This is a genomic window from Cedecea lapagei (genome assembly GCF_900635955.1).
Lineage (GTDB): Bacteria > Pseudomonadota > Gammaproteobacteria > Enterobacterales > Enterobacteriaceae > Cedecea > Cedecea lapagei.
The window spans coordinates 3,447,329-3,469,752 of record NZ_LR134201.1 but is presented as its reverse complement, the minus strand read 5'-3'; the positions used below and the strand labels follow the sequence as shown (position 1 = coordinate 3,469,752).

Below are 22,424 nucleotides of genomic sequence, written 5' to 3'. Positions count from 1 at the left end.
GTTAGGGTGAGGGGCTCTTACTGATAATCCCTGAAGCTGTAAATCCCCGCCGCCAGCACCAGCTGCTGCGACACTTCATGAGCTTTCTCACGGCTCACCAGTAAGTCGATAATCTTCAAAGCAAAATCAATCGCGGTTCCCGGCCCCTGGCTGGTGAGCAGGTTGACGCGCGGATCCCAGACCACCCGTTTATCCTGCCATTGCCCCTCGGGAATGGTCTCTTTCAGACCCGGAAACCCGGTCATATTGCCTATCGGGAACAGCTCATGGGGAACCAGCACCGTACCTGCGGCTGCGCAAATCGCGGCCACAATACGCCCTGAAAGGTGGAACTGGCGCACGGTTTCCACCAGCAATGGGCTGTCGCGGAAGCATTCGGCGCCTTTAAGACCGCCGGGCAGCACGATAATGTCGAAGTCGCCGTCGGCAACCTCAACCAGCGGCGCGTCCGCCAGCAGCTTCACGCCGCGTGAACAAACAATTTTCAGGTCGCCGTCGGTGGCTACGCTTGCCGTCGTGACTTTGATCCCTGCGCGGACCAGCAGATCGATCGTGGTAACCGCTTCGGTCTCTTCAGTGCCAGGTGCCAGGCAGACCAGCGCTTGTGCGCTCATATTCATTCTCCTTACGTTTAACCCGCTCGTAGAGGCGGGCGTTCACCGGCACAGAGATGCCGTGAGCCCTCGCTCTGCGCAGCAGGTAGCCGGTGATATAGTCAATTTCCGTGTGGCGCTCCAGGCGGATGTCCTGCAGCATCGATGAGGTATTTTCTGCCGTGCTCTCAATAACCTGCCCGACATAATCGAGCAGGCTTTCCTGTGAGGTATGGTGTCCCTCACGCTCCATCACCTGCGCCACCTCTTCACAGATGCGGGCAACTTCTTCAGCGTGATTTTTGAGTTCGCCGTTTGAGCAGCCGTACAGCGCGGTAAGCGGGTTTATCACGCAGTTTACCGCAAGTTTATTCCAGCTTGCCGGCTGGATGTTGTTGTGCCATGCAACGTCGGGCAGGGCGGCGTGCAGCATATCGGCAAGGGCGCTGTAGACGCCTGCTTTAGCGTTACCCGGGCCGATATGGGTGACGCCAGAAGCGACATGAACAATCACATTGCCGTCTCTTTTAGCCGCCTGAGTCGTTAACCCAAGCAGCAGAGGCTGAGGTAAATCACCGAGCTCATCCAGCGTCCCCATGCCGTTATGCAGCAGTAAAATAGGGCAGTTTACGGGTAACTGAGCGGCCAGCGTGCGAACCGCATCGGAAACCTGCCAGGCCTTCAGCGTGACCAGCAGGAGATCGCTGGTGGCGAGAAATTCAGGATCGTTAGCCGTGAAAGACTCGTTCACGGCGCGACCGTCAGTGTTATCTAGCAGATTAACGTGGCAATACGGCTGCGGCACCCGCAGCCAGCCCTGAAGCTCATGCCCTTGCTTATGAAGTGCGGCCAGCCACAGCTGACCCAGAGCACCACAGCCCAGCACGGTAATTTTCATTGTTGCCTCCCCATTCGCCGACTTCGCGAAGGCTAAACTTACTTTCTATTATAGCGTTATCGAATTTCCGGCTCTTTAACAGGTTGTTTTGCGCTGCTCAGCGGGTATTATGCAACGCAAACCAGAGAGGGAGAAAACACATGCCATCTTTTGATATCGTTTCTGAAATTGACCTGCAGGAAGTGAACAACGCGGTAGAGAACGCCGAGCGCGAGCTGGCTACCCGTTTTGACTTCCGCAACGTGCCGGCAAGCTTTGAGCTGAATGAAAAAAATCAGACCATCAAAGTCGCCAGCGAATCTGACTTCCAGGTAAACCAGCTGCTGGATATCCTGCGTGCCAAGCTGCTTAAGCGCGGCATCGAAGGCAGCTCTATTGATGTGCCGGAAGAGTTCGTGCACAGCGGCAAAACCTGGAGCGTGGAAGCTAAGCTGAAACAGGGTATTGAAGCAAGCGTTGCCAAGAAAATCATTAAGTTGATTAAAGACAGCAAGCTTAAGGTTCAGACCCAGATCCAGGGCGAAGAGATCCGCGTTACGGGCAAAGCCCGCGATGATTTACAGGCCGTTATGGCGCTGATTCGCGGCGGCAATCTGGGGCAGCCGTTCCAGTTCAAGAACTTCCGCGACTGACGTTTTTTTGGGGCGTTTACGCCCCTTTCACCACCTGCTCAACCTCATACCTGTTCGTCAGCTTGCTGTCGATTTTCACGTACGCGCTGCGTTCTTCCGGAATGATGTTCGCTTCGCTGACGCCCGGCTGAGCCAGCAGCCTTTCCCGCAAACTTTCATCGTTGACGCTGCTTTCCGGTAGCTCGATACGCAGGCTGCTGACGTACGGTGGCTCCTGCATGGTCCAGCTGACCAACAGCCAGACCGTTGCCAGCAATGCGCCCGCCAGGAAAACGGTTTGTGAATCAAACAGACCGTTCAGCCAGCCGCCGAGCGACCCGCCGATAGCCACGCCGATAAACTGGCTGGTGGAGTAGATGCCCATAGCGGTGCCTTTATAGCCCGCCGGCGACTCTTTGCTGATAAGCGAAGGCAGAATAGCTTCCATCAGATTGAACGCGAGGAAGAACAGCTGCACGCCAATCACCAGGTCCCAGAAATGCGGGCCTGCGCCCCAAAGGACGATCTCGGCAATCAGCAACACCGCCACGCAACCAACGAATACGTGCTTCATGCGGCGTTTGACTTCCGCATAAATGATAAAAGGCACCACCGAAACAAACGAAATCAGCATGGTGCAGAGGTACACTTTCCAGTGCTGGGCCGCCGGAAAACCTGCCTGCTCAAGCTGGCCCGGCAGGGCGACAAAGGTCGACATCAGCATGATATGCAGGCACATGATGCCGAAATTCAGCTTCAGCAGCTTCGGCTCCGCGATCACTTTGCGGAAGCAGCCTTTGACCATCCCGGATTCACGGTTCAGCACGTGCGTTGAGGTATTCGGTACAACCCAAACGGTAATCAGAATGCCGCAGCTGGCTAAGACGGCGATCATCCAGAACAGCGCCTGCAGGCCAAGCGCCTGAGTGATAATCGGGCCAAGCACCATGGCGATAGCGAAAGTGACGCCGAAGCTGACGCCGATAAAGGCCATGGCTTTGGTTCGGTTCTGTTCGCGGGTCAAATCGGAGAGCAGGGCCATGACTGCGGCGGCGATGGCGCCTGAGCCCTGCAGCGCGCGGCCTAAAATAATGCCCCAGATGGAGTCGCTAAGGGCGGCGATAACGCTGCCGAGCACAAAGATGGCCAGCCCGCCGACGATGAGCGGCTTGCGGCCAATGCGGTCGGAAAGCAGCCCAAACGGGATCTGGAAGAGGGCCTGCGCCAGGCCATAGATACCAATCGCCAGGCCAATGAGCGCTTCGCTTGCGCCCTGCAGCGCCATGCCCCAGGTGGTAAGAACCGGCAGGACCATAAACATACCCAGCATACGCAGGGAAAACACGGTGCCTAAACCCCACGTCGCTCGCAGTTCGACGGGCGTCATTTTGTAATCGTTCATTACCACCTCAGATAAAAAGTCGGCCATAGTGTAGTGCGAGGGCAGGGGAGGGTAAATCGTTAGTTATTTAACAGATATTACAGCGTGGATGCTTTGATGATACTGACAAAAAAGGGCACCGAGGTGCCCTTTTATACTGTTCGCAACTTACCAGACGTAAGTCAGCAGATTATGTGAATCTGGCACCATAAAGTCGACCGACATCATCACGCTGAGCGAGGTAATGGCAACGATAGAGAAGATGAACAGCTTGCGCGCCCAGACCTTATCGTCTTCCACTTTATAGCCTCGCAGCGCCATGCCCAGCCACCAGACGCTGACCGCCGCGGCGACGATCAGGTATTTGTATCCGGCATAGCCGCCAAGGGACAGCATCAGCGTCGCCACCGCAAAAGCGATGATGTACAGCGTGATGTGGTTCTTGGCAACGGAAATGCCTTTTACCACCGGCAGAACCGGGATGTTGGCAGCCTGGTAATCTTTAAAGCGGAAGATGGCAATCGCGTACGAGTGCGGCATCTGCCACAGGCTAAAGATAGCCAGCAGGATAGCGGCGCCGGTGTCGAACTCGTTGGTCACGGCACAGTAGCCGATAACCGGCGGAGCCGCACCGGACAGGCTGCCAATCAGCGTGCCGTAGACCGAGTGGCGTTTCATGTAGAGGCTATAAACCCCGACATACACCACAAAGCCCATCACGGCCAGCCACATCGCCAGCGGGTTGGCGCCAAACCACAGCAGCATAAAGCCAGCAATACCCAACAAGGTGGCGTACACCAGCGAAATTTTCGGTGAAATCAGGCCTTTTACCAGCACCCGATTCTTGGTTCTCTCCATCTTCTGGTCGATGTCGCGGTCGATGAAGTTGTTATAAACACAACCTGATGCGACCACCAGTGACACGCCAACCAGCGTATAGAGGAACAGCGGGTAATTAATGCTGCCCTTCGAGGCCAGTAAAAATCCCCCAATGACAGAAATTAAATTACCGAAAATAATTCCTGGTTTCGTTACTTGCAGGTATTGCTTAATCATACATGCCGCTCTTAGTGAACCATCATGTTCAGGTTGAGGTTCCACATAATCCAGATCGAGCCGACCACCAGAATGGCAATAATCAGCACCGTAAAGGCAAAGGCCACCAGGTTCCAGCGCTCACTCGAAGAGGTGTTCAGATGCAGGAAGCACACGAGGTGCACCAGAATCTGGACAACTGCAGTCACCAGGATCACGGCAAGCATGGTGCCGTGAGAGGCCGTCCCTTCCATTACAATCCAGAACGGGATAGCCGTCAGGATGATGGACAGGATGAAACCTGTCATGTAGGTCTTCACGCTACCGTGGTGGGCGCCGCTATGTTCAGTTGAATGACTCATTACATTGCCCCCATCAGATAGACTACGGAGAATACACAGATCCACACCACGTCAAGGAAGTGCCAGAACAGGCTCAGGCACATCAGACGCGCACGGTTGGTGTTGGTCAGGCCGCGACGGGAAACATGAATCATCATGAATGCCATCCACACCAGACCAGAAGTGACGTGCAGACCGTGGGTGCCGACCAGCGCGAAGAACGCTGACAGGAAGCCGCTGCGATCCGGGCCGAAGCCTTCCGCAATCAGGTGATGGAATTCATAGATTTCCATCCCAACGAAGCCTGCACCGCACAGGAAGGTCAGCGCCAGCCAGGAGATAACCTGGCTTTTGTTGCCTTTGTTCATGGCGATGATCGCCATGCCGTAGGTGATGGAGCTCACCAGCAGCAGGGCGGTTTCAACGGCGACAAACGGTAGCTCGAAGATATCTTTCCCGGCCGGGCCGCCTGCGGTGCCGTTCACCAGAACGGCATAGGTGGCGAACAAGCAGCAGAAAAGAATGCAGTCGCTCATCAGGTAGATCCAGAAACCAAAGACCTTATTGGTTCCCGCATCGTGGTGCCCATGCTCCGTGGCGTGGGCGTTATTTACAGTCTCAGTTGCCATTTTTCAGCCCTGCTTTTTTGATTTCTTCGAAATGCTGATTTTCCAGTTTTTCGACTTCAGCAACCGGAACATAGTAATCCACATCTTCGTCGAAGCTTTTCGCAATCCAGGTGATAACGATGCCGGCAAAGCCAACGATCGCCAGCCACCAGATGTGCCAGATCATGGCAAAACCAAACACGGTGCTGAATGCTGCAATAATGATACCGGCTGCGCTGTTGCGCGGCATATGAATCTCTTCATAGTGCGCAGGCTGCTTGTACGCTTCGCCTTTCTCTTTCATCTCCCAGAATGCATCACGCTCGTGAACGTGCGGCAGGTGGGCGAAGTTATAGAACGGAGGCGGAGAAGAGGTTGCCCACTCCAGCGTACGGCCACCCCATGGGTCACCGGTCAGATCGCGGTTCTGCTCGCGGTCACGGATAGAGACGTAGAACTGAATCAGCTGGCACAGAATGCCCAGAGCGATCAGCGCCGCACCGCAGGCTGCAACAACCAGCAGGGTGTGGAACTGTGGATCGATCTGCTGGCTCAGACGACGGGTCATGCCCATGAAGCCCAGCACGTACAGCGGCATAAACGCCACGAAGAAGCCGATAATCCAGAACCAGAAGGCGCGTTTGCCCCAGGTTTCGTTCAGCGTAAAGCCGAACGCTTTTGGCCACCAGTAGGTCAGACCTGCGAAGCAACCGAAGACCACGCCGCCGATGATAACGTTGTGGAAGTGGGCGATCAGGAACAGGCTGTTGTGCAGCACGAAGTCCGCGCCCGGGACCGCCAGCAGAACACCGGTCATCCCACCGATAGAGAAGGTGACGATGAAGCCAATGGTCCACAGCATCGCAGAGTTAAAGACGATGCGGCCCTGATACATGGTGAACAGCCAGTTGAAGATCTTCACCCCGGTCGGGATGGCGATAATCATGGTGGCAATACCGAAGAAGGCGTTGACGTTTGCACCGCTGCCCATGGTGAAGAAGTGGTGCAGCCAAACGATGAACGACAGAACGGTAATCGCGATGGTCGCCCACACCAGAGAGGTGTAACCGAACAGACGCTTTTTAGAGAAGGTTGCAACCACCTCAGAGAACACACCAAACACCGGCAGCACCAGGATATAAACTTCCGGGTGGCCCCACGCCCAGATGAGGTTGATATACATCATCATGTTGCCACCCATATCGTTGGTAAAGAAATGGGTGCCAAGGTAGCGGTCGAGGGTCAGTAGTGCGACGGTCACGGTGAAGATTGGGAACGCGGCAATAATCAGTACGTTAGTACACAGCGAAGCCCAGGTGAACACCGGCATTTTGAACATAGTCATACCCGGGGTACGCATGTTCAGAATGGTCACGAAGAAGTTAATACCGGTCAGTGTCGTACCGATACCGGAGAGCTGGAGGCTCCAGATCCAGTAGTCGACCCCGACGCCCGGACTGTACTCAATCCCCGATAGCGGTGGATATGCCACCCAGCCGGTCTGTGCGAACTCGCCGACGCCCAGTGACAGGTTAACCAGCACTACGCCGACAACGGTGAACCAGAAGCTCAGGTTGTTCAGGAACGGGAAGGCAACGTCACGTGCGCCAATCTGCAGCGGCACAACCAGGTTCATCAGGCCGATAACAAAAGGCATCGCCACGAAGAAGATCATGATAACGCCGTGGGCGGTAAAGATCTGATCGTAGTGGTGAGGCGGCAGGAAGCCCGCTTCGCCCGCCGAAGCCAGCACCTGCTGGCTACGCATCATCACCGCATCCGCAAAGCCGCGCAGCAGCATGACGATAGCGACGATAACGTACATTACGCCAAGGCGTTTATGGTCGACGGAAGTCAGCCACTCTTTCCATAAATATTCCCACTTACCGAAGTAAGTGATAGCCGCAAGCAGCGCCAGTCCCCCGACGATGATTGCCGCAACCGTAACCATGACAATGGGTTCATGGTACGGGATTGCATCCAGTGTAAGTTTTCCGAACATCGTATTATTCCTCGGCCCCTTAGTGAGAGGTTTCCGCGTGACTCATGTCCATGCCTTCCATACCTTCCATGCCTTTCATATCGTCATGGGAAGCCTGTTCACCTTCCGGCTTGGCCATGTGCATGCTCCCGTGTCCCATGAATTTGTTAATAACGTCTTTAAACAAATCAGGTTTAACACTGGAGAAGTATTCGACTTTGTTGTATTCGCTAGGCGCAGCCAGTTTCTCGTAGGTTGCCATGTCGTTCATGACTTCCGGAGACTGTTTCGCTTTAGCAACCCATTGGTTAAAGGTGTCCATGTCCGGCGTGGCGATAGCCTTGAACTTCATGCCGGAGAAGCCTTTACCGCTGTAGTTTGACGAAATACCGTCGTAGGTGCCGGCTTCATCTGCAATCAGGTGCAGTTTGGTCTGCATACCTGCCATTGCGTAGATTTGGCTACCCAGGCGCGGAATAAAGAAGGAGTTCATCACCGAGTTAGAGGTGATTTTGAATTCCACAGGAGTATTGGCCGGGAAGGCGATTTCATTCACCGTAGCGATACCCTGCTCCGGATAGATGAAGAACCATTTCCAGTCCATAGCGATAACTTCGATGGTCACCGGCTTCGTCTCATGATCCAGCGGACGGCTAGGTTCAAGAGAGTGAGTGGTTTTCCAGGTCAGTACCGCGAGGAAGATAACGATAAGGATAGGAATCGTCCAGACGACAGCTTCAACCTTGTTCGAGTGCGACCAGTTTGGGCTGTATTTGGCGTCTTTGTTTGAAGCCCGATACTTCCAGGCAAAACCAATAGCCATTGCAATTGCAGGGATAACGACAATCAACATCAGGCCGATGGCCGTCAGTATCAATGAACGTTGTTCCAGTCCGATCTGTCCTTTGGGATCCAGGAGTGCAGAATCACAGCCGCTAAGTAAAAATGCGCCTGCGATTAATGACAACCATCCCAAACTTTTATTGTATTTCCTGAGTCTCATTTAACGACCTCAATTCCGGGGAGCTCTATTGTCGTTTAAAGTGTGCCGGCATTTTACGGTAAGGTTACATTACTGTAAACATGAATGGCGCAGTGTCAGTAGGGTGTTACCGGGTTCTGCCGTCAATGTCACACAGAATGCAACAAACTGTAAAATCTAGCGTTGGCACGCGGGCCCATAAGGTTATAACGAAAACCTATGCTTGCGGAAATAGTCCGGGGAAATGGGTATAAACAATACGTTTGAAATACATTTAATTAACAATGCGGCAGCATTTGTCACATATTTCCAACAAATATTAATTTCGCACCGGGCTGAATCGTTAAGGATAAACGTTTAATGCGCCTCGAACAAAGTAATTAAAGAAAACTGTATTTAAATACGATAAATAGTTCTCGGCGGTAACAGTTCAGGGCGTGAGTGATTAATAGACAAAAAAAGTAACCTCCCGGTATTAATTACTTCATGTTGACCTTAAAACCGGATGGAAATAGCGGGATTAAGGTCGCTGAATAACCCTCAGAATTTCAGGGATAAAATAATGACAGGACATATTTCACCCATTATTGGCATCGACCTCGGCACTTCCAATAGCGCTGTTTCCTGGTTTGGCGAGGGAAGGGCGTCATTGGTATTGGGTCAACAAGATCGGCGCTTAACGCCTTCCGTTGTCGGGCTGGACGATGAAGGACATCTTCTGGTTGGCGAGGCGGCAAAGGCGCGGCTGGTGAGCCATCCACACCTGACGGTTGCCAGCTTTAAGCGCTATATGGGCACCGACAAAGTTTTCACGCTCGGCCCGCAGTCATTTCGTGCCGAAGAGCTTTCCGCCCTGGTGCTGAGAAAATTAAAAGCGGATGCCGAAGTGGCGCTTGGCTGCAGCATCACGCGCGCGGCCATTACCGTGCCGGCTTATTTCAACGATACCCAGCGCAAAGCGGTTCAGGCAGCAGGGCAAATGGCCGGGCTGGAAGTTGAGCGCCTTCTCAATGAGCCCACGGCGGCCGCGCTGGCCTATGGGCTGGCCGACAGCCGTGAGCAAAAATTCCTGGTTTTCGACCTGGGCGGTGGCACCTTTGATGTCTCTATCGTCGATATGTTCGAGGGCGTGATTGAAGTTCGCGCCAGCAGCGGAGACGCCTGGCTGGGTGGCGATGATTTTACCGAAGTCCTGCGCCAGTGGATGCTGAGCCGCTATCCCCTGCTCACGCTCGATGACCCGACTTTTGCCGCAGAACTGACCCGCCAGGCCGAATCACTGAAACAGCAGCTCAGCAGCCAGGACAAAGCAAATGCCAGGCTGGCTTATGGTGGGGAGGAATATAGCTGGGAACTGACCGAAGAGGCTTTCCAGGCCTGCTGCAGCACGCTGCTGTCCCGCCTGAAAAAGCCGGTGGTTCAGGCGCTGCAGGATGCCCAGTTTGACGTTGCGCAACTCGACCACGTTATTCTGGTCGGCGGCGCAACCCGTATGCCGCTGGTGCGCCAGCTGGTGACCCGCATGTTTGGGCGCTTCCCGCGCAATGAACTGAATCCTGACGAAGTGGTGGCGCTGGGCGCCGGCGTGCAGGCCGGGCTTATCGCCGAAGACAAAGCGCTGGACGATGTGGTGCTCACCGACGTGATGCCATATTCACTGGGCATTGCCGTATCGCGTCGTAACGGTGAGAGAGTGGAAGAAGGCTTTTTCTCCCCGCTGATCGAACGCAACGCTTTTGTGCCGGTTAGCGTGATGCAAACCTTCAGCACCATGAATGACAACCAGCGGCAGATCGATATTGAGGTCTACCAGGGGGAGTCCCGTAAAGTAAGCGACAACCTGCGGCTGGACAGCATGTCGATTCCGATCCCACCGCGCAAAGCGGGGGAAGTTAGCGTGGACGTGCGTTTCACCTATACGCTCGACGGCATCCTGGAAGTGGAATGCAAAGTCGACGGCGAGCAAACCGCTTCCACAATGGTGATCGAGAAATCGCCGGGCATGCTCAGCGCCGAAGATATTGCAAACCGCTTAAAGCAGCTGGATGCCCTCAAACAGCATCCCCGGGATGTGCCGGAAAATCGCCAGCTGGTGGCCGAAGCGGCAAAGCGCTATGAGCAGACGCTGGGGGACAGACGGCAGATTATCGATCATTACGCTACGCAATTTGAGCAAGCGCTGGAACGCCAGGATCTGCGAATTATTGCCGCCGCGCGGGATGAGCTGCGCCGGGTGTTAGACCAGCTTAACGATGGACTGTAAAGATGGCGACAATATGGGATGTGCTGGGCATTGAGCCTACAACAGATGAAAGTGAAATTCGTCGGGCTTATGCCCGCGAGCTAAAATTGCGGCGGCCGGACAAAGATCCAAAGGGCTTTCAGGCGTTGCGCGAGGCGTTTGATAGCGCTAAACGCTATGCCAGTTCGGCGCCAGAAACTGTCTGGATAGATGCGCGGGATATTGTGTTAGTCGATGAGCTTAGCCCTGAGTTTAATGAGGAAGACGCTCCGCCTTCTGCACAAGCTGAAGTGCCGGGGGAGAGCTGGAGTAGAAATGAACTCTGGGAAAAAGCGCAGGCAATTTCGGCTCTTTTAATCAGGGATGAACTCAAAGGGTTAGGTGAGCTGCACCAGTATCTTGATGAAGAGATCCCTGATGCGCTTGAAGCCAGACGCGCGTTTAGCCTGATGCTTGCCGAAGCGCTAAGCGGGCAGCGATGGCTTAACCGCAGCCTGTTGAATGAAGTTTCTGCGGTGATGGACTGGCGAATCGACAGCTACCGCTCATCTCAACTGCCTGACTGGCTGGTTGATGCCCTCGAACAGCAGATTGCTGTAACGGACCAGGAAAACTACTGGCAATACCTGGCCCGGCAGTATGGCGGCAGTCGTTATGGGCAGCTGAAATGGCGTTTGCTGGCGGAAAAGGGAACGGAGATTTCAGGGTGGGTAAGGCTGTGGCCGGATCTTTTCTCGCAGCTGGCTAAGCAGGTCAGAGAAATACGTCAGCAGTATCCCGCGTTGCAGGAGCGCCTTAATCCTGAACTTCTTGAGGCGCTGCAAAAACCAGGTCTGGCACTCAGCTGGGGAGCCATTATTGCCGTATTTTTCTGGGGATATACGGCCTGGCTACCGGGACATGAGTCACCGAAAATGGCGCTTCAATCCGCAATTATGTTGGGTGTGGTGATGGTGTATCTCTGGGGATATCCGATCCTTGAGCGCCGGTTTGAACCTGGCGGGACAGCAGGCAAATGCGTTCATGCTTTTTTCTGGCTGGCCTCGGTAGTGCTGCTGGCGCTGGCGTTATACAGCGCCTGGCGAGGGGCAAGCGCCTGGCAGGGGAAAGACGTCATCACGATGCGGGCGCTGGTGATTATGCTCTTTCTGGTTATCCCCGTCGGGTGGGCGCTATGGCACCGGCGCAGCGACTGGCGTGACTTGCCCATCAGAATTGTGGTTGTTGCCCTGATGTTCCCGGTTTTATTTATTCGCCAGCTTCCTCCTCTGGTGAACCTGCTGGGCATGATGCTGTTGCCCATGCTTTACGGCATCATTATCGAAATGGTCTACTTCATAAAATAAAAAAGCCCCCGGTTTAAGCCGGGGGCTTTCACATCAAGCGCCGTTCATCAGAACATCAGTACCATCCACGGGTAGCTGATAAGCATCAGCGAACAGAGGAAGATAGCGCCAAAGATGGTGCCCATTCGCCAGTAATCTTTGGTTGGCAGATAGCCGCTGCCGTAGTAGATCGGGCTTGGACCGGTGCCGTACGGGGTAATGATCCCCATCACGCCGAGCGACGTTACCATCATCAGACAGAAGACTGGCATATTGATGCCCGGAATAGACGCGGCAATGGTCAGGGTTGCCGGCAGCAGGGCAGTGGTGTGCGCCGTGGTGCTGGCAAACAGATAGTGCAGCAGATAGAACGCCACCAGCAGCATCACCGCCGACACCTGCGGGTCGAAGCCCTGCAGCAGCGAGGCACCTTCTTTACCCAGCCAGGCAATAAAGCCTACGCGAGCCAGGCCATCGGCCAGAGCGACCAGAGTGGCAAACCAGGCGAAGGTATTCCAGGCCGGCTTGTTGCTGATAATGTCGTTCCAGTTAAGGACCCCGGTCCACAGCATCAGGACGATAACCAGCAGGGCAGCCATCGCCGGTTCAATCCACGCCGCGGCAAAAATCCACATCAGCAGGGCGCTACAGACGAACAGCAGCAGCAGGATTTCGTTGCGCGAAAGTTTACCCAGTTTTTCCAGCTCTGCGGCAGCCCACTTAGGCACTTCGTCGTTGACCTTCACTTCAGGCGGGTAGAACCAGTAGGCCAGCAGCGGCATCGTCAGGATCAGCAGCACGCCGAGCGGCAGGAAGGCCAGGAACCACATGCCCCAGGAGATCTCAAAGCCGATGATGCTTTTCACCAGCGCTAACGCCAGCAGGTTAGGGGCCAGCGCGGAGAGGAACATTGAGCTGGTGATACAGGCGGCGCTGATCGCAACCCACATCAGGTAAGAGCCAATTCTGCGGGAGCTGGGGTCGTTTGGCAGCGAACCATAGAGCGGCGGCAGGTTGGCAATAATCGGGTAGATGGTGCCCCCGCTGCGCGCGGTGTTAGACGGCGTGAACGGGGCGAGCAGCAGGTCGGCGAAGGTGATCGCATAGCCCAGCGTCAGGCTGCGTCGGCCAAGATATTTCACCAGAATCAGCGCCAGTCGGCGGCCAAACTGCGTTTTATCGTAGCCGGCGGCAAACATAAAGGCGCCGAAGATCAGCCAGACGGTGGAGTTGCTAAAGCCGCTCACCGCCCACTGGAAAGACTGACCCGCCAGCTTGAATTTAGGATCGGCAAGTTCGGCAGGGCTAAACAGCAGCCACTGGCTAAACAGGGCGATCACCACGATGCCTGTAAGCCCGATCACCGCACCCGGCAACGGCTCAAAGATCAATCCAACAATAACGCCGACGAAAACGGCAAAGAAGTGCCATGCATACGGCTCTAATCCTGCGGGAACCGGAAGCAGCAATATAATAATGCTGATCAGGATCGGTAAAAATAGCAATATCAAGCGCTTTTTATTCCCCGCATTTGGGGGCGAAGCTTTCGCCGTCGCGCTTATTGTTGAGGTGTTCGTCATAGCCTGTGCCTTAAAGTTATCATGATGAATTCGATTAATATTCCCTGCGTAACCTGTTTCCTGACTTTTATTTCTGCCTAATCTTTTATAGGCAGAATTTGATGCATTCATGATAGTTTTTTTAACCGGTGCAAATCTGACCGCTCATCGCACCAGATCCCAGCCTCCCTTTAACCTCATATTTAATGGGTGATAATCTGTTACTTCCTTAATCCTTCATCATACTGAAACAACAGGCGATTAGCCCATTTTTTGCATTTTACCAAACCTTATCAGATATTTGATTTTGATTTTTATTCAGCAAAAAACCAACGCTTTTATTTAACTAAAAAAATCGCACCCTTTATATCCATAGTCTTATCGAGGTTAAAGGTCAAATGTTGAGCCGATCGCACGATGCCGCTTTGCATAGGCTTATGCAGTATTCAGAAAACGCGGTTTCATATAAAACCTTTTGTTATTTATGGTTATTATTTGTATTTGCTTTTTTTAAGACGTTGACTAACATTCCAAAAATATATTCCGCGAAATAACCGTTTCTGTTCACTAATTCAAATTTGGTTACTCCCTGATAATTGTGTTGCCTGTCGGCGCTACTCACCGCGCGCCGATCAATGTCGACCTCACCTGCTGGAATGAGAAAGAATGAACTCCAAAACTCCGATCCTGAAGCCGCTAACCTTGCCCAACGGCGCGGTGCTGAAAAACCGCCTGATTATGGCGCCGATGACCACCTGTACGGGCTTTTACGACGGCAGCGTGCCGAGTGACCTGGTTGAGTATTACCGCGAGCGCGCTGGCACTATCGGCACGGTTATCGTCGAATGCTGCTTTATCGATCCTAAGGGCCCCGCTTTCCCGGGCGCCCTTGCCATCGACAGCGACAATAAAATTCCGGGCCTCGCGCGAATCGCCAGCGCCATCAAATCCCAGGGCTCTAAAGCCATTTTGCAGATTTACCACGGCGGCAGGATGGTTGAGCCTGAGCTGATTGGCGGTAAAAAACCCGTTGCGCCGAGCGCTATCGCCGCGCCGCGTGAAGGGGCCACGACGCCGGAAGCCTTAACCGCCGAAGAAGTTGACGTCATGATCACCAAATTTGGTGATGCCGTGAACCGTGCTATTAAAGCCGGATTTGACGGCGTTGAGATCCACGGCGCGAACACCTACCTGATCCAGCAGTTCTACTCGCCAAACTCGAACCAGCGTGATGATAAGTGGGGCGGTAGCCGGGACAATCGTGCGCGCTTCCCGCTGGAAGTGCTCGAGATCACCCATAAAATGGCGAGCCGCTTTGCCGATGCTTCCTTTATTATCGGCTACCGCTTCTCGCCGGAAGAGATTGAGGTGCCGGGCATTCGCTTTGACGACACCATGTACCTGCTGGAAAAGCTGGCAGAAAGAGGCGTTGACTATCTGCACTTCTCCGTGGGCTACTTCAAACGCGCCTCAATAGTCGATACCAAAGACCCTACGATGCTGATCGACAAGTACCTGGCCATGCGCTCCGAAACGCTGGCGAAAGTCCCGGTGATTGGCGTGGGCGGGGTGGTGAATCGCAGCGACGCCGAAGAGGCGCTGGGCTTAGGTTATGACCTGATTGCGGTAGGTAAAGCCTGCATCGCTTATCCGGACTGGGCCGATCGCATTCTGAAAAATGAAACGCTCGATTTGTTCATCGACAGCACGAAGCGTGAAGAGCTGCTGATCCCCGAACCGCTGTGGCGCTTCTCGCTGGTCGATGCGATGATCCGCGATACCAGCACCACTGGCCGCAAATACAAAGCCGGGGTCTTCCAGGAAAAAGTGGAGGCCGAAGCGCTCAAGCTGAAAATCAGCGTTACGCTCGATACTGACCGTATCACCGACATTACCTTGGTGCAGGATGATTCGGTGGATGTCGATTTTACCCCAAGCTTCGAGATCCTGCGTTCCCGTATGCTGGTGGCCAACAGCCCGTATGTGGATGCGGTGACCGGGGCGACCACCCAGAGTGAGGCGCTGAAGAAAGCCGTATCCCGCGCGCTGACGACTTCCAGCAAAGAACACGTCATCGAAGAAGGCGGAAACCCTGATGCTCCTCAAAGCTACGATGTTGTGGTGATCGGCAGCGGCGGCGCGGGTTTGTCGGCGGCAATTCGTGCTGCCGATGCCGGTGCCCGCGTGGTGATTATTGAGCGAATGCCAACCATCGGCGGCAACACCATTAAGGCATCTGCAGGGATGAACGCCGCGGAAACACGCTTCCAGACGCTGAAAGGCATCAAAGACAGCAAAGAGCTGTTTTACGATGAGACGCTGAAAGGCGGTAAATTCAAGAATAACGTTCCGCTGCTGAAGGCGTTTGTCGAGCGCGCGCCGGGCGCCATTGAGTGGCTCGCAAGCCTCGACATCACGTTGAGCGATATCACTACCACCGGCGGCATGAGCATTGACCGTACGCATCGCCCTGAAGACCGTTCCGCCGTCGGCGGCTATCTGATCAGCGGCCTGGTGAAGCAGGTCAATCAGCGCGGCATTGACGTCCTGCTGGATTCCACCGTCGAAGAGATCCTGCACGAAAACGGCGTGGTGACCGGGGTTAAAATCGTTAACGAATACAACGAGCACCATATTCTGCTGGCGAAAAGCGTGGTGGTGGCGACCGGGGGCTTTAGCGCCAACCGCAAAATGGTGGTTCACTACCGCCCAGAGCTGAAGGGCTTTGTGACCACCAACCACAAGGGCGCGACCGGCAGCGGCATCGCTCTGCTGGAAAAAATCGGCGCCGGTACGGTAGATATGGATCAAATCCAGATCCACCCAACCGTTGAGCAAACCACCTCCTACCTCATCTCCGAATCCATTCGCGGTGGCGGTGCGATCCTGGTGAGTCAGGAAGGGCTGCGTTTCTACAACGAAATGCAAACGCGCGACAACGTTTCGGCAGCAATTATTGCGCTGCCTGAGAAAAGCGCCTGGATCCTGTTTGACGAGCAGGTGCGCCAGAACAACAGAGCGGCCGACGAGTACATCGCCAGCGGCTTTGTGATCAGCGCGCCAACGCCAGAAGAGCTGGCATTGAAGCTGAACATGGATGCCAGCGCCCTGCAGCAGACGCTTGACCGTTACAACGGCTTTGTGAAGCAGAATAAAGATGAAGACTTTGGGCGCACCACCGGCATGCGCTTCCCGCTGAATAGCGGACCCTACTACGCCATCCGCGTTGCGCCTGGCGTTCACCATACCATGGGCGGCGTAACCATCAATACCAACGCCGAAGTGGTGAGCGAGCACCAGCAGGTCATCAAAGGCGTGTGGGCTGCGGGGGAAGTGGCCGGCGGTATTCACGGCGCTAACCGCATCGGCGGTAACGCGGTAGCCGATATCATCATCTTCGGCACGCTTGCCGGGCAAAATGCGGCGGCACACGCGCTGGCTTAAAGCGAAAAAAAACCGGAAAGGATGACCTTTCCGGCTCTCTCAGACCGGGCAGATTATCGCCCGGTTTTTTTTATGCTCTTTAGATAAGCGCCGTTTTACGCAGGGCGAGGAAGTCCAGCACGCCGCCAAACAAAATACCGCCGAGGGCAAACAACGCCCCCCATTCCAGAAGCTGTAAACCAAAGGTCCACTCGGTTAGCCCCAGCGCATTACTGATAATCACCAGCAGCCATGCCGCCAGCAGCAGGCAACCAAAGCTTAGAATACGCAGCGCCAGGCGGTAGGCAGAATGAAATTCACTGCGCTGCATGAAGGTTTCCGTTTGCTGAGTGAACTCCAGCGTACGCTTACATACCAGCAATAACAGGATGCCAGGCACCGCAGCCACCACCGAGAACAGATAGAAGGTTGGCCAGCCGTGCGCCTCAACAAACCAGCCGGCAATCGGGCCGACATACACGCGGCCAACGGCGGACAGGGCGGAAAGCAGCGCAAACTGGGTAGCGGAGAAAGACTTATTGCACAAAGTCATCAGCAGCGCGACGAAGGCCGCGGTGCCCATGCCGCCGCACAGGTTTTCCAGGAATACCGCGCTTGCCATGGTGAACAGGTCTTTGTCGGTCACCGACAGCAGCCAGTAACCGGCGTTGGAGACGCCCTGCAAAATGCCGAAGATCAGCAGAGCGCGGAACAGCGTCAGCTTTTGCATCAGCATCCCGCCGAGCAGCGCTCCGACAATGGTGGCGCACAGCCCCAGCGTTTTATTCACCACGCCGACTTCACCGGCATCAAAGCCGACGCCGCGGATCAGGAAGGTGGTGGTCAGGCTCATGGCAAAAGCATCGCCGAGCTTATAAAGCACGATCAGCAACAAAATCAGCCAGGCGTTGTTGCGGCCAAAGAAGTCTCGCAGGGGCTCAACAACGGCGCGCTCGAGGCTTTTGGGGACGGGAATGGCATCGGTCGGTTCCGGGGCCAAAAGCGTGGCGATAATGCAGGGGACAAGCAGAGCGGCCATCAGCCAGTAGGTTGCCTGCCAGCCTAAATAGCGGTCCGCCAGCCACAGCGCAAGGCCGCCGGAAACCAGCATCGCCAGGCGGTAGCCCAGCACGCTGATGGCGGCGCCGGTGCCGCGCTCTTCGGCTGACAGCACGTCGGTTTTCCAGGCATCAAAGACGATATCCTGAGAGGCAGAGCAGAAGGCGATGATCACCGCCAGAGCCGCCATCCAGCGCAGCTGCGAGGAGGGCTCGAGGAATCCCATGGCGGCAATGGCCACCAACAACAGAATTTGCGTAATCAGCAGCCAGCCACGGCGACGCCCGAGCAGCGGCGGCGTGTAGCGGTCCATCACCGGTGACCACAGGAACTTAAAGACGTAGGCCTGGCCGACGAGCGAGAAGAAACCGATGGTTTTCAGGTCGATATTTTCGACGGTCATCCAGGCCTGGAGCGTACCCGAGGTCAGGGCCAAAGGCAGGCCTGAAGCAAAGCCGAGTATCAGTAAGATGGCGGATTTCGGCTGCTGGAAGATGCGGAGATAATGATTGGACATAGGGGAATTGTGCAAACTCTGTTGTTGGCCCGCGCGAGCAGGCCAACGGGGTCAAAATTAACGAGCGTTCTGCTTCACGAAGTCATGAACGCTGGTGTCCTGAGCCATATCCGCAATGGTATCGGTCAGCACGGAGTTAACCGCATCAGCGATATTCTTGTTGGTGGCCTGGAACGCACCTTCTACGTTGTAGTTGGAGCGGTAGTTTTTGGTCATCTTGTTGCCGTTCTTAGCGGTGGCAATAATAGAGATGTCCGCTTTAGTGGCGATGTTGTAGCGCACGTTACCCTGCGAGACGTCAGCGTACAGCTGGTTAACGATGATCTGCAGGTCAACCGGGCTGTTCGGCCCAATCATATAGCCGCGCGCGGTCATCTGCTTCTCCAGCACTTCCTGCAGCAGGAAGCGCAGATCGCGTGATGGTGTCAATGTCACCAGCTGGTTATCGCGGGTCACCTTAGCCAGGGCCTGGTCGGTACGCTGATCGGCACCGTTGATGCTTAGCGTTACGCCCATCAGGCTTGGATCCTGCTGCGGCAGCGTTATTTTCGGAGCGACTTCAATGGTAGTCGGCGGTGCGGCACAGCTGGCCAGCATAAACATGGCAACCAGCGGGAAAAGTAATTTTTTTAACATGTTCGCTTTCTCAATGTACTCAAAGGGCAGGCTGATAAAAAATCACGCCATCATAACACTGCGGCTGTTCAGGGGAAGGGCTTAACGCACGGAATTTCATCGCGTTGCCTTTTTTCTGAATCTCAGCAAAAGCTTCTGACAGTTTTCCTTCGGTTTAGTGCCTTAACGGCATGACACTTCAGAACATCGTGTTAATAAAGGCAGGCGAAAGCTAAATTTTTGTTGTGTTTAGCGTAAAAGCTGGCTAAAAGCGGCTAACATTTAAAGGGATGAGTGGCATCTCTACGTGGTCGAGGAGAAAGTTCATGCTGATACGCGAGCAGATAGAAGAGAAGTTAAAAGCCGCCTTTACACCCGCGTACCTGGAAGTCGTGGATGAAAGCTATCGTCACAATGTCCCGGCGGGCTCCGAAAGCCATTTCAAGGTGGTGCTGGTCAGCGATCGCTTTACGGGTGAACGTTTTTTAAATCGTCATCGTCTGATTTATGGCACCCTGAGTGAAGAGCTGGCGGGCCCGGTGCACGCCCTGGCGTTACACACTTACACCATTAAAGAGTGGGAAGGGCTGCAGGACACGGTGTTTGCGTCGCCAAACTGCCGTGGCGCGGGCAGTATCGCCTGAATTACCGCTAAGCGTTTGCAACTAAGGGAACTTTTCCGTTATGTTGCGGTATGTATACTGCGTTTCCCAAAACGGCCTGCGGGCCGTTTTGTTTTGTCCGCGCGTCCAGGGATGCGGGCAAATTTAGAATAAATGACAGAGAAGTGTGAAAAGGGCCGCAGCCGTGCGCTTTGCCGTTCTCGACTCACCCCAGTGATGCCGCTATAATGCGGCGTCTTATTTTTCGGAATATGTCTTCGGGATGATTCTGACGACAAGGAATGTGTTTCTGATTCAGAGGACATCCTGGTTCTGTGAAGCCACCAGGGCTTCCGGAGTTGACCGAGCACTGTGATTTTTTGAGGTAACAAGATGCAAGTTTCAGTTGAAACCACTCAGGGCCTTGGCCGCCGTCTCACGATTACTATCGCTGCAGACAGCATCGAAACCGCTGTAAAAAGCGAGCTGGTCAACGTGGCAAAAAAAGTTCGTATTGACGGCTTCCGTAAAGGCAAAGTGCCGATGACCGTCGTTGAGCAGCGTTACGGTGCTTCCGTTCGTCAGGACGTGCTGGGCGAGCTGATGAGCCGCAACTTTATTGATGCGATCATCAAAGAGAAGATCAATCCGGCCGGCGCACCAAACTACGTGCCGGGCGAATACAAGCTGGGTCAGGACTTCACCTACGCGGTAGAGTTTGAAGTGTACCCGGAAGTTGAGCTGCAGGGTCTGGAAGCTATCGAAGTCGAGAAACCGGTTGTTGATGTGACCGACGAAGACGTTGACGCGATGCTGGACACCCTGCGCAAGCAGCAGGCGACCTGGAAAGAGAGCGATGCAGCAGCGACGGCTGAAGATCGCGTAACCATCGATTTCACCGGTTCCGTTGACGGCGAAGTATTCGAAGGCGGCAAAGCCTCTGACTTCGTTCTGGCAATGGGGCAGGGCCGCATGATCCCAGGCTTCGAAGACGCTATCGTGGGCCACAAAGCGGGCGAAGAGTTCACTATCGAAGTGACCTTCCCGGAAGAGTACCACGCTGAAAACCTGAAAGGGAAAGCGGCGAAGTTCGACATCGTGCTGAAGAAAGTTGAAGCGCGTGAGCTGCCGGAATTCACCGAAGAGTTCATCAAGCGTTTCGGCGTTGAAGATGGCTCCGTTGCCGGTCTGCGTACCGAAGTGCGTAAAAACATGGATCGCGAGCTGAAAGGCGCGGTGCGTAACCGCATCAAGTCTCAGGCAATCGACGGTCTGGTTAACGCCAACAACATCGACGTACCTGCTGCGCTGATCGACGGCGAAATCGACGTTCTGCGTCGTCAGGCTGCACAGCGCTTTGGCGGTAACGAGAAGCAGGCTCTGGAACTGCCACGTGAGCTGTTCGAAGAGCAGGCTAAACGTCGCGTTGTTGTCGGTCTGCTGCTGGGCGAAGTGATTCGTACCCACGAGCTGAAAGCTGACGAAGAGCGTGTGAAAGGTCTGATCGAAGAGATGGCTTCTGCCTACGAAGATCCGACTGAAGTCATCGAGTTCTACGGTAAAAACAAAGAGCTGATGGACAACATGCGCAACGTTGCGCTGGAAGAGCAGGCTGTTGAAGCCGTTCTGGCTAAAGCGAAAGTGTCTGAAAAAGCGACCACTTTCAGCGAGCTGATGAACCAGCAGGCGTAAGTGCTTTTTGGCCGATCGGCCAAAAAAAGCTGCCTCAGGCCCGTCACCTTACGGTGGCGGGCTTTTTTTATTGCGAAATCACACAATAAGCCATCAATAAATCCCCTTTTCAGGGTTAGCGTATCAAGAAAAGGTTGTTATGCTTGAAACAGGGCAAATCATCCCCATTATCTGGGGGAGGTTCCATTAACAATCCCTGACTGACTCCGTCCAGAATCGGCGCAAGGAACATAGTCAATATCCTGCGTCTCAAGTAGAATCAGTACAGTAGGCTAAATTACTCCAGGAGACGGACATGTCATACAGTGGCGAACGAGATCAATTAGCACCCCATATGGCCCTGGTGCCGATGGTTGTTGAACAAACATCCCGCGGTGAACGTTCATACGATATCTACTCCCGTCTGCTTAAGGAACGCGTCATCTTCCTGACCGGCCAGGTGGAAGATCATATGGCTAACCTGATTGTGGCGCAGATGCTGTTTCTGGAAGCAGAAAACCCAGAGAAAGATATCTATCTCTACATTAACTCTCCGGGTGGCGTAATTACGGCCGGAATGTCGATTTACGACACCATGAAATTTATCAAGCCGGACGTCAGCACCATCTGTATGGGCCAGGCCTGTTCTATGGGGGCCTTCCTGCTGACCGCAGGGGCGAAAGGTAAGCGTTTCTGCCTGCCTAACTCACGCGTCATGATTCACCAGCCGCTGGGCGGCTATCAGGGGCAGGCGACGGATATTGAAATCCATGCCAAAGAGATCCTGAAAGTGAAGGCACGTATGAACGAGCTGATGGCAGAGCATACGGGTAAAACGCTTGAACAAATCGAGAAAGACACCGAGCGCGATCGTTTCCTCTCCGCAAGCGAAGCGGTAGAGTACGGTTTGGTCGATTCGATCCTGACTCACCGTAACTAATGCCCGAAGCTGTGGGCCGCTATACTATAGTAAAGGTAGCG

At 54.4% G+C, this 22,424-nt stretch carries 18 protein-coding genes; 7 read left to right on the top strand and 11 right to left on the bottom strand.

Features of this window, described 5'->3' with window-relative positions:
- Nucleotides 1–17: 17 nt before the first annotated feature.
- Nucleotides 18–614: a protein deglycase YajL gene (gene yajL, locus EL098_RS16830; RefSeq protein ID WP_126357263.1), complete on the bottom strand. Its 597-nt coding sequence runs from the start codon at nucleotides 612–614 to the stop codon at nucleotides 18–20.
- Nucleotides 574–1,491: a 2-dehydropantoate 2-reductase gene (panE, locus tag EL098_RS16825; RefSeq protein ID WP_126357262.1), complete on the bottom strand. Its 918-nt coding sequence runs from the start codon at nucleotides 1,489–1,491 to the stop codon at nucleotides 574–576. Before panE ends, yajL begins: the two co-directional genes overlap by 41 nt.
- Before the next feature lie 140 nt (nucleotides 1,492–1,631).
- Between panE and EL098_RS16820 the strand changes: the two genes are divergently transcribed.
- Complete coding sequence (locus EL098_RS16820; RefSeq protein WP_008454581.1) at nucleotides 1,632–2,123, top strand: YajQ family cyclic di-GMP-binding protein; 492 nt, start codon at nucleotides 1,632–1,634, stop codon at nucleotides 2,121–2,123.
- Between the two features lie 16 nt (nucleotides 2,124–2,139).
- Here the strand turns inward: EL098_RS16820 and EL098_RS16815 are convergent, their stop codons facing one another.
- The 6 genes from EL098_RS16815 to cyoA all read right to left on the bottom strand — a co-directional run bounded on the left by EL098_RS16815 (nucleotide 2,140) and on the right by cyoA (nucleotide 8,451).
- Nucleotides 2,140–3,504: an MFS transporter gene (locus EL098_RS16815; protein ID WP_126357261.1), complete on the bottom strand. Its 1,365-nt coding sequence runs from the start codon at nucleotides 3,502–3,504 to the stop codon at nucleotides 2,140–2,142.
- Nucleotides 3,505–3,651: 147 nt separating this feature from the next.
- Nucleotides 3,652–4,539 (bottom strand): heme o synthase, encoded by an 888-nt coding sequence (gene cyoE / locus EL098_RS16810; RefSeq protein WP_038475093.1) that lies wholly within the window; start codon nucleotides 4,537–4,539, stop codon nucleotides 3,652–3,654.
- An 11-nt stretch (nucleotides 4,540–4,550) separates the two neighbouring features.
- Nucleotides 4,551–4,880 (bottom strand): cytochrome o ubiquinol oxidase subunit IV, encoded by a 330-nt coding sequence (locus tag EL098_RS16805; protein ID WP_045781551.1) that lies wholly within the window; start codon nucleotides 4,878–4,880, stop codon nucleotides 4,551–4,553.
- Entirely contained in the window at nucleotides 4,880–5,488 is a 609-nt protein-coding gene (locus tag EL098_RS16800; protein ID WP_126357260.1) for a cytochrome o ubiquinol oxidase subunit III, read from the bottom strand. Before EL098_RS16800 ends, EL098_RS16805 begins: the two co-directional genes overlap by 1 nt.
- Nucleotides 5,478–7,469, bottom strand: a complete 1,992-nt coding sequence (gene cyoB, locus EL098_RS16795) for a cytochrome o ubiquinol oxidase subunit I (RefSeq protein ID WP_126357259.1) — start codon at nucleotides 7,467–7,469, stop codon at nucleotides 5,478–5,480. Before cyoB ends, EL098_RS16800 begins: the two co-directional genes overlap by 11 nt.
- Nucleotides 7,470–7,488: 19 nt before the next feature.
- Nucleotides 7,489–8,451 carry a cytochrome o ubiquinol oxidase subunit II gene (cyoA, locus tag EL098_RS16790; protein ID WP_126357258.1) on the bottom strand — a complete coding sequence of 321 codons (963 nt, stop codon included), beginning with the start codon at nucleotides 8,449–8,451 and terminating at the stop codon, nucleotides 7,489–7,491.
- A 541-nt stretch (nucleotides 8,452–8,992) separates the two neighbouring features.
- Between cyoA and EL098_RS16785 the strand changes: the two genes are divergently transcribed.
- Together EL098_RS16785 and EL098_RS16780 are read left to right on the top strand one after the other, a co-directional pair.
- Complete coding sequence (locus EL098_RS16785) at nucleotides 8,993–10,693, top strand: molecular chaperone HscC (protein WP_126357257.1); 1,701 nt, start codon at nucleotides 8,993–8,995, stop codon at nucleotides 10,691–10,693.
- A gap of 2 nt (nucleotides 10,694–10,695) precedes the next feature.
- Entirely contained in the window at nucleotides 10,696–12,018 is a 1,323-nt protein-coding gene (locus EL098_RS16780; RefSeq protein ID WP_126357256.1) for a J domain-containing protein, read from the top strand.
- A gap of 47 nt (nucleotides 12,019–12,065) precedes the next feature.
- On the opposite strand, the gene EL098_RS16775 is transcribed toward EL098_RS16780, so the two are convergent.
- Nucleotides 12,066–13,577 (bottom strand): anion permease, encoded by a 1,512-nt coding sequence (locus EL098_RS16775; RefSeq protein ID WP_126357255.1) that lies wholly within the window; start codon nucleotides 13,575–13,577, stop codon nucleotides 12,066–12,068.
- A gap of 645 nt (nucleotides 13,578–14,222) precedes the next feature.
- Here EL098_RS16775 and EL098_RS16770 point away from each other — a divergent pair.
- Nucleotides 14,223–17,000 (top strand): flavocytochrome c, encoded by a 2,778-nt coding sequence (locus tag EL098_RS16770; protein ID WP_126357254.1) that lies wholly within the window; start codon nucleotides 14,223–14,225, stop codon nucleotides 16,998–17,000.
- Between the two features lie 79 nt (nucleotides 17,001–17,079).
- On the opposite strand, the gene ampG is transcribed toward EL098_RS16770, so the two are convergent.
- The gene (ampG, locus tag EL098_RS16765) at nucleotides 17,080–18,555 is read right to left on the bottom strand and encodes a muropeptide MFS transporter AmpG (protein WP_126357253.1); all 1,476 of its coding nucleotides are present in this window, start codon (nucleotides 18,553–18,555) and stop codon (nucleotides 17,080–17,082) included.
- A gap of 57 nt (nucleotides 18,556–18,612) precedes the next feature.
- Entirely contained in the window at nucleotides 18,613–19,191 is a 579-nt protein-coding gene (locus EL098_RS16760) for a lipoprotein (RefSeq protein ID WP_126357252.1), read from the bottom strand.
- Between the two features lie 305 nt (nucleotides 19,192–19,496).
- Between EL098_RS16760 and bolA the strand changes: the two genes are divergently transcribed.
- The 3 genes from bolA to clpP all read left to right on the top strand — a co-directional run bounded on the left by bolA (nucleotide 19,497) and on the right by clpP (nucleotide 22,383).
- Nucleotides 19,497–19,814: a transcriptional regulator BolA gene (gene bolA, locus EL098_RS16755; RefSeq protein ID WP_126357251.1), complete on the top strand. Its 318-nt coding sequence runs from the start codon at nucleotides 19,497–19,499 to the stop codon at nucleotides 19,812–19,814.
- 351 nt (nucleotides 19,815–20,165) lie between these two features.
- Nucleotides 20,166–21,464: a trigger factor gene (gene tig, locus EL098_RS16750; protein WP_126357250.1), complete on the top strand. Its 1,299-nt coding sequence runs from the start codon at nucleotides 20,166–20,168 to the stop codon at nucleotides 21,462–21,464.
- Between the two features lie 295 nt (nucleotides 21,465–21,759).
- Nucleotides 21,760–22,383: an ATP-dependent Clp endopeptidase proteolytic subunit ClpP gene (gene clpP / locus EL098_RS16745; protein ID WP_038475060.1), complete on the top strand. Its 624-nt coding sequence runs from the start codon at nucleotides 21,760–21,762 to the stop codon at nucleotides 22,381–22,383.
- The last annotated feature ends 41 nt before the right edge of the window (nucleotides 22,384–22,424 follow it).

What these genes read in the sequence shown, in the direction of transcription:
- clpP (WP_038475060.1), top strand. Translation starts at nt 21,760, where the DNA reads ATGTCATACAGTGGCGAACGAGATCAATTAGCACCCCATATGGCCCTG.
- cyoE (WP_038475093.1), bottom strand. Translation starts at nt 4,539, where the DNA reads ATGATTAAGCAATACCTGCAAGTAACGAAACCAGGAATTATTTTCGGT.
- EL098_RS16785 (WP_126357257.1), top strand. Translation starts at nt 8,993, where the DNA reads ATGACAGGACATATTTCACCCATTATTGGCATCGACCTCGGCACTTCC.
- yajL (WP_126357263.1), bottom strand. Translation starts at nt 614, where the DNA reads ATGAGCGCACAAGCGCTGGTCTGCCTGGCACCTGGCACTGAAGAGACC.
- EL098_RS16780 (WP_126357256.1), top strand. Translation starts at nt 10,696, where the DNA reads ATGGCGACAATATGGGATGTGCTGGGCATTGAGCCTACAACAGATGAA.
- EL098_RS16815 (WP_126357261.1), bottom strand. Translation starts at nt 3,504, where the DNA reads ATGAACGATTACAAAATGACGCCCGTCGAACTGCGAGCGACGTGGGGT.
- EL098_RS16775 (WP_126357255.1), bottom strand. Translation starts at nt 13,577, where the DNA reads ATGACGAACACCTCAACAATAAGCGCGACGGCGAAAGCTTCGCCCCCA.
- panE (WP_126357262.1), bottom strand. Translation starts at nt 1,491, where the DNA reads ATGAAAATTACCGTGCTGGGCTGTGGTGCTCTGGGTCAGCTGTGGCTG.
- EL098_RS16770 (WP_126357254.1), top strand. Translation starts at nt 14,223, where the DNA reads ATGAACTCCAAAACTCCGATCCTGAAGCCGCTAACCTTGCCCAACGGC.
- cyoB (WP_126357259.1), bottom strand. Translation starts at nt 7,469, where the DNA reads ATGTTCGGAAAACTTACACTGGATGCAATCCCGTACCATGAACCCATT.
- EL098_RS16805 (WP_045781551.1), bottom strand. Translation starts at nt 4,880, where the DNA reads ATGAGTCATTCAACTGAACATAGCGGCGCCCACCACGGTAGCGTGAAG.
- EL098_RS16800 (WP_126357260.1), bottom strand. Translation starts at nt 5,488, where the DNA reads ATGGCAACTGAGACTGTAAATAACGCCCACGCCACGGAGCATGGGCAC.
- EL098_RS16820 (WP_008454581.1), top strand. Translation starts at nt 1,632, where the DNA reads ATGCCATCTTTTGATATCGTTTCTGAAATTGACCTGCAGGAAGTGAAC.
- cyoA (WP_126357258.1), bottom strand. Translation starts at nt 8,451, where the DNA reads ATGAGACTCAGGAAATACAATAAAAGTTTGGGATGGTTGTCATTAATC.
- EL098_RS16760 (WP_126357252.1), bottom strand. Translation starts at nt 19,191, where the DNA reads ATGTTAAAAAAATTACTTTTCCCGCTGGTTGCCATGTTTATGCTGGCC.
- bolA (WP_126357251.1), top strand. Translation starts at nt 19,497, where the DNA reads ATGCTGATACGCGAGCAGATAGAAGAGAAGTTAAAAGCCGCCTTTACA.
- ampG (WP_126357253.1), bottom strand. Translation starts at nt 18,555, where the DNA reads ATGTCCAATCATTATCTCCGCATCTTCCAGCAGCCGAAATCCGCCATC.
- tig (WP_126357250.1), top strand. Translation starts at nt 20,166, where the DNA reads ATGCAAGTTTCAGTTGAAACCACTCAGGGCCTTGGCCGCCGTCTCACG.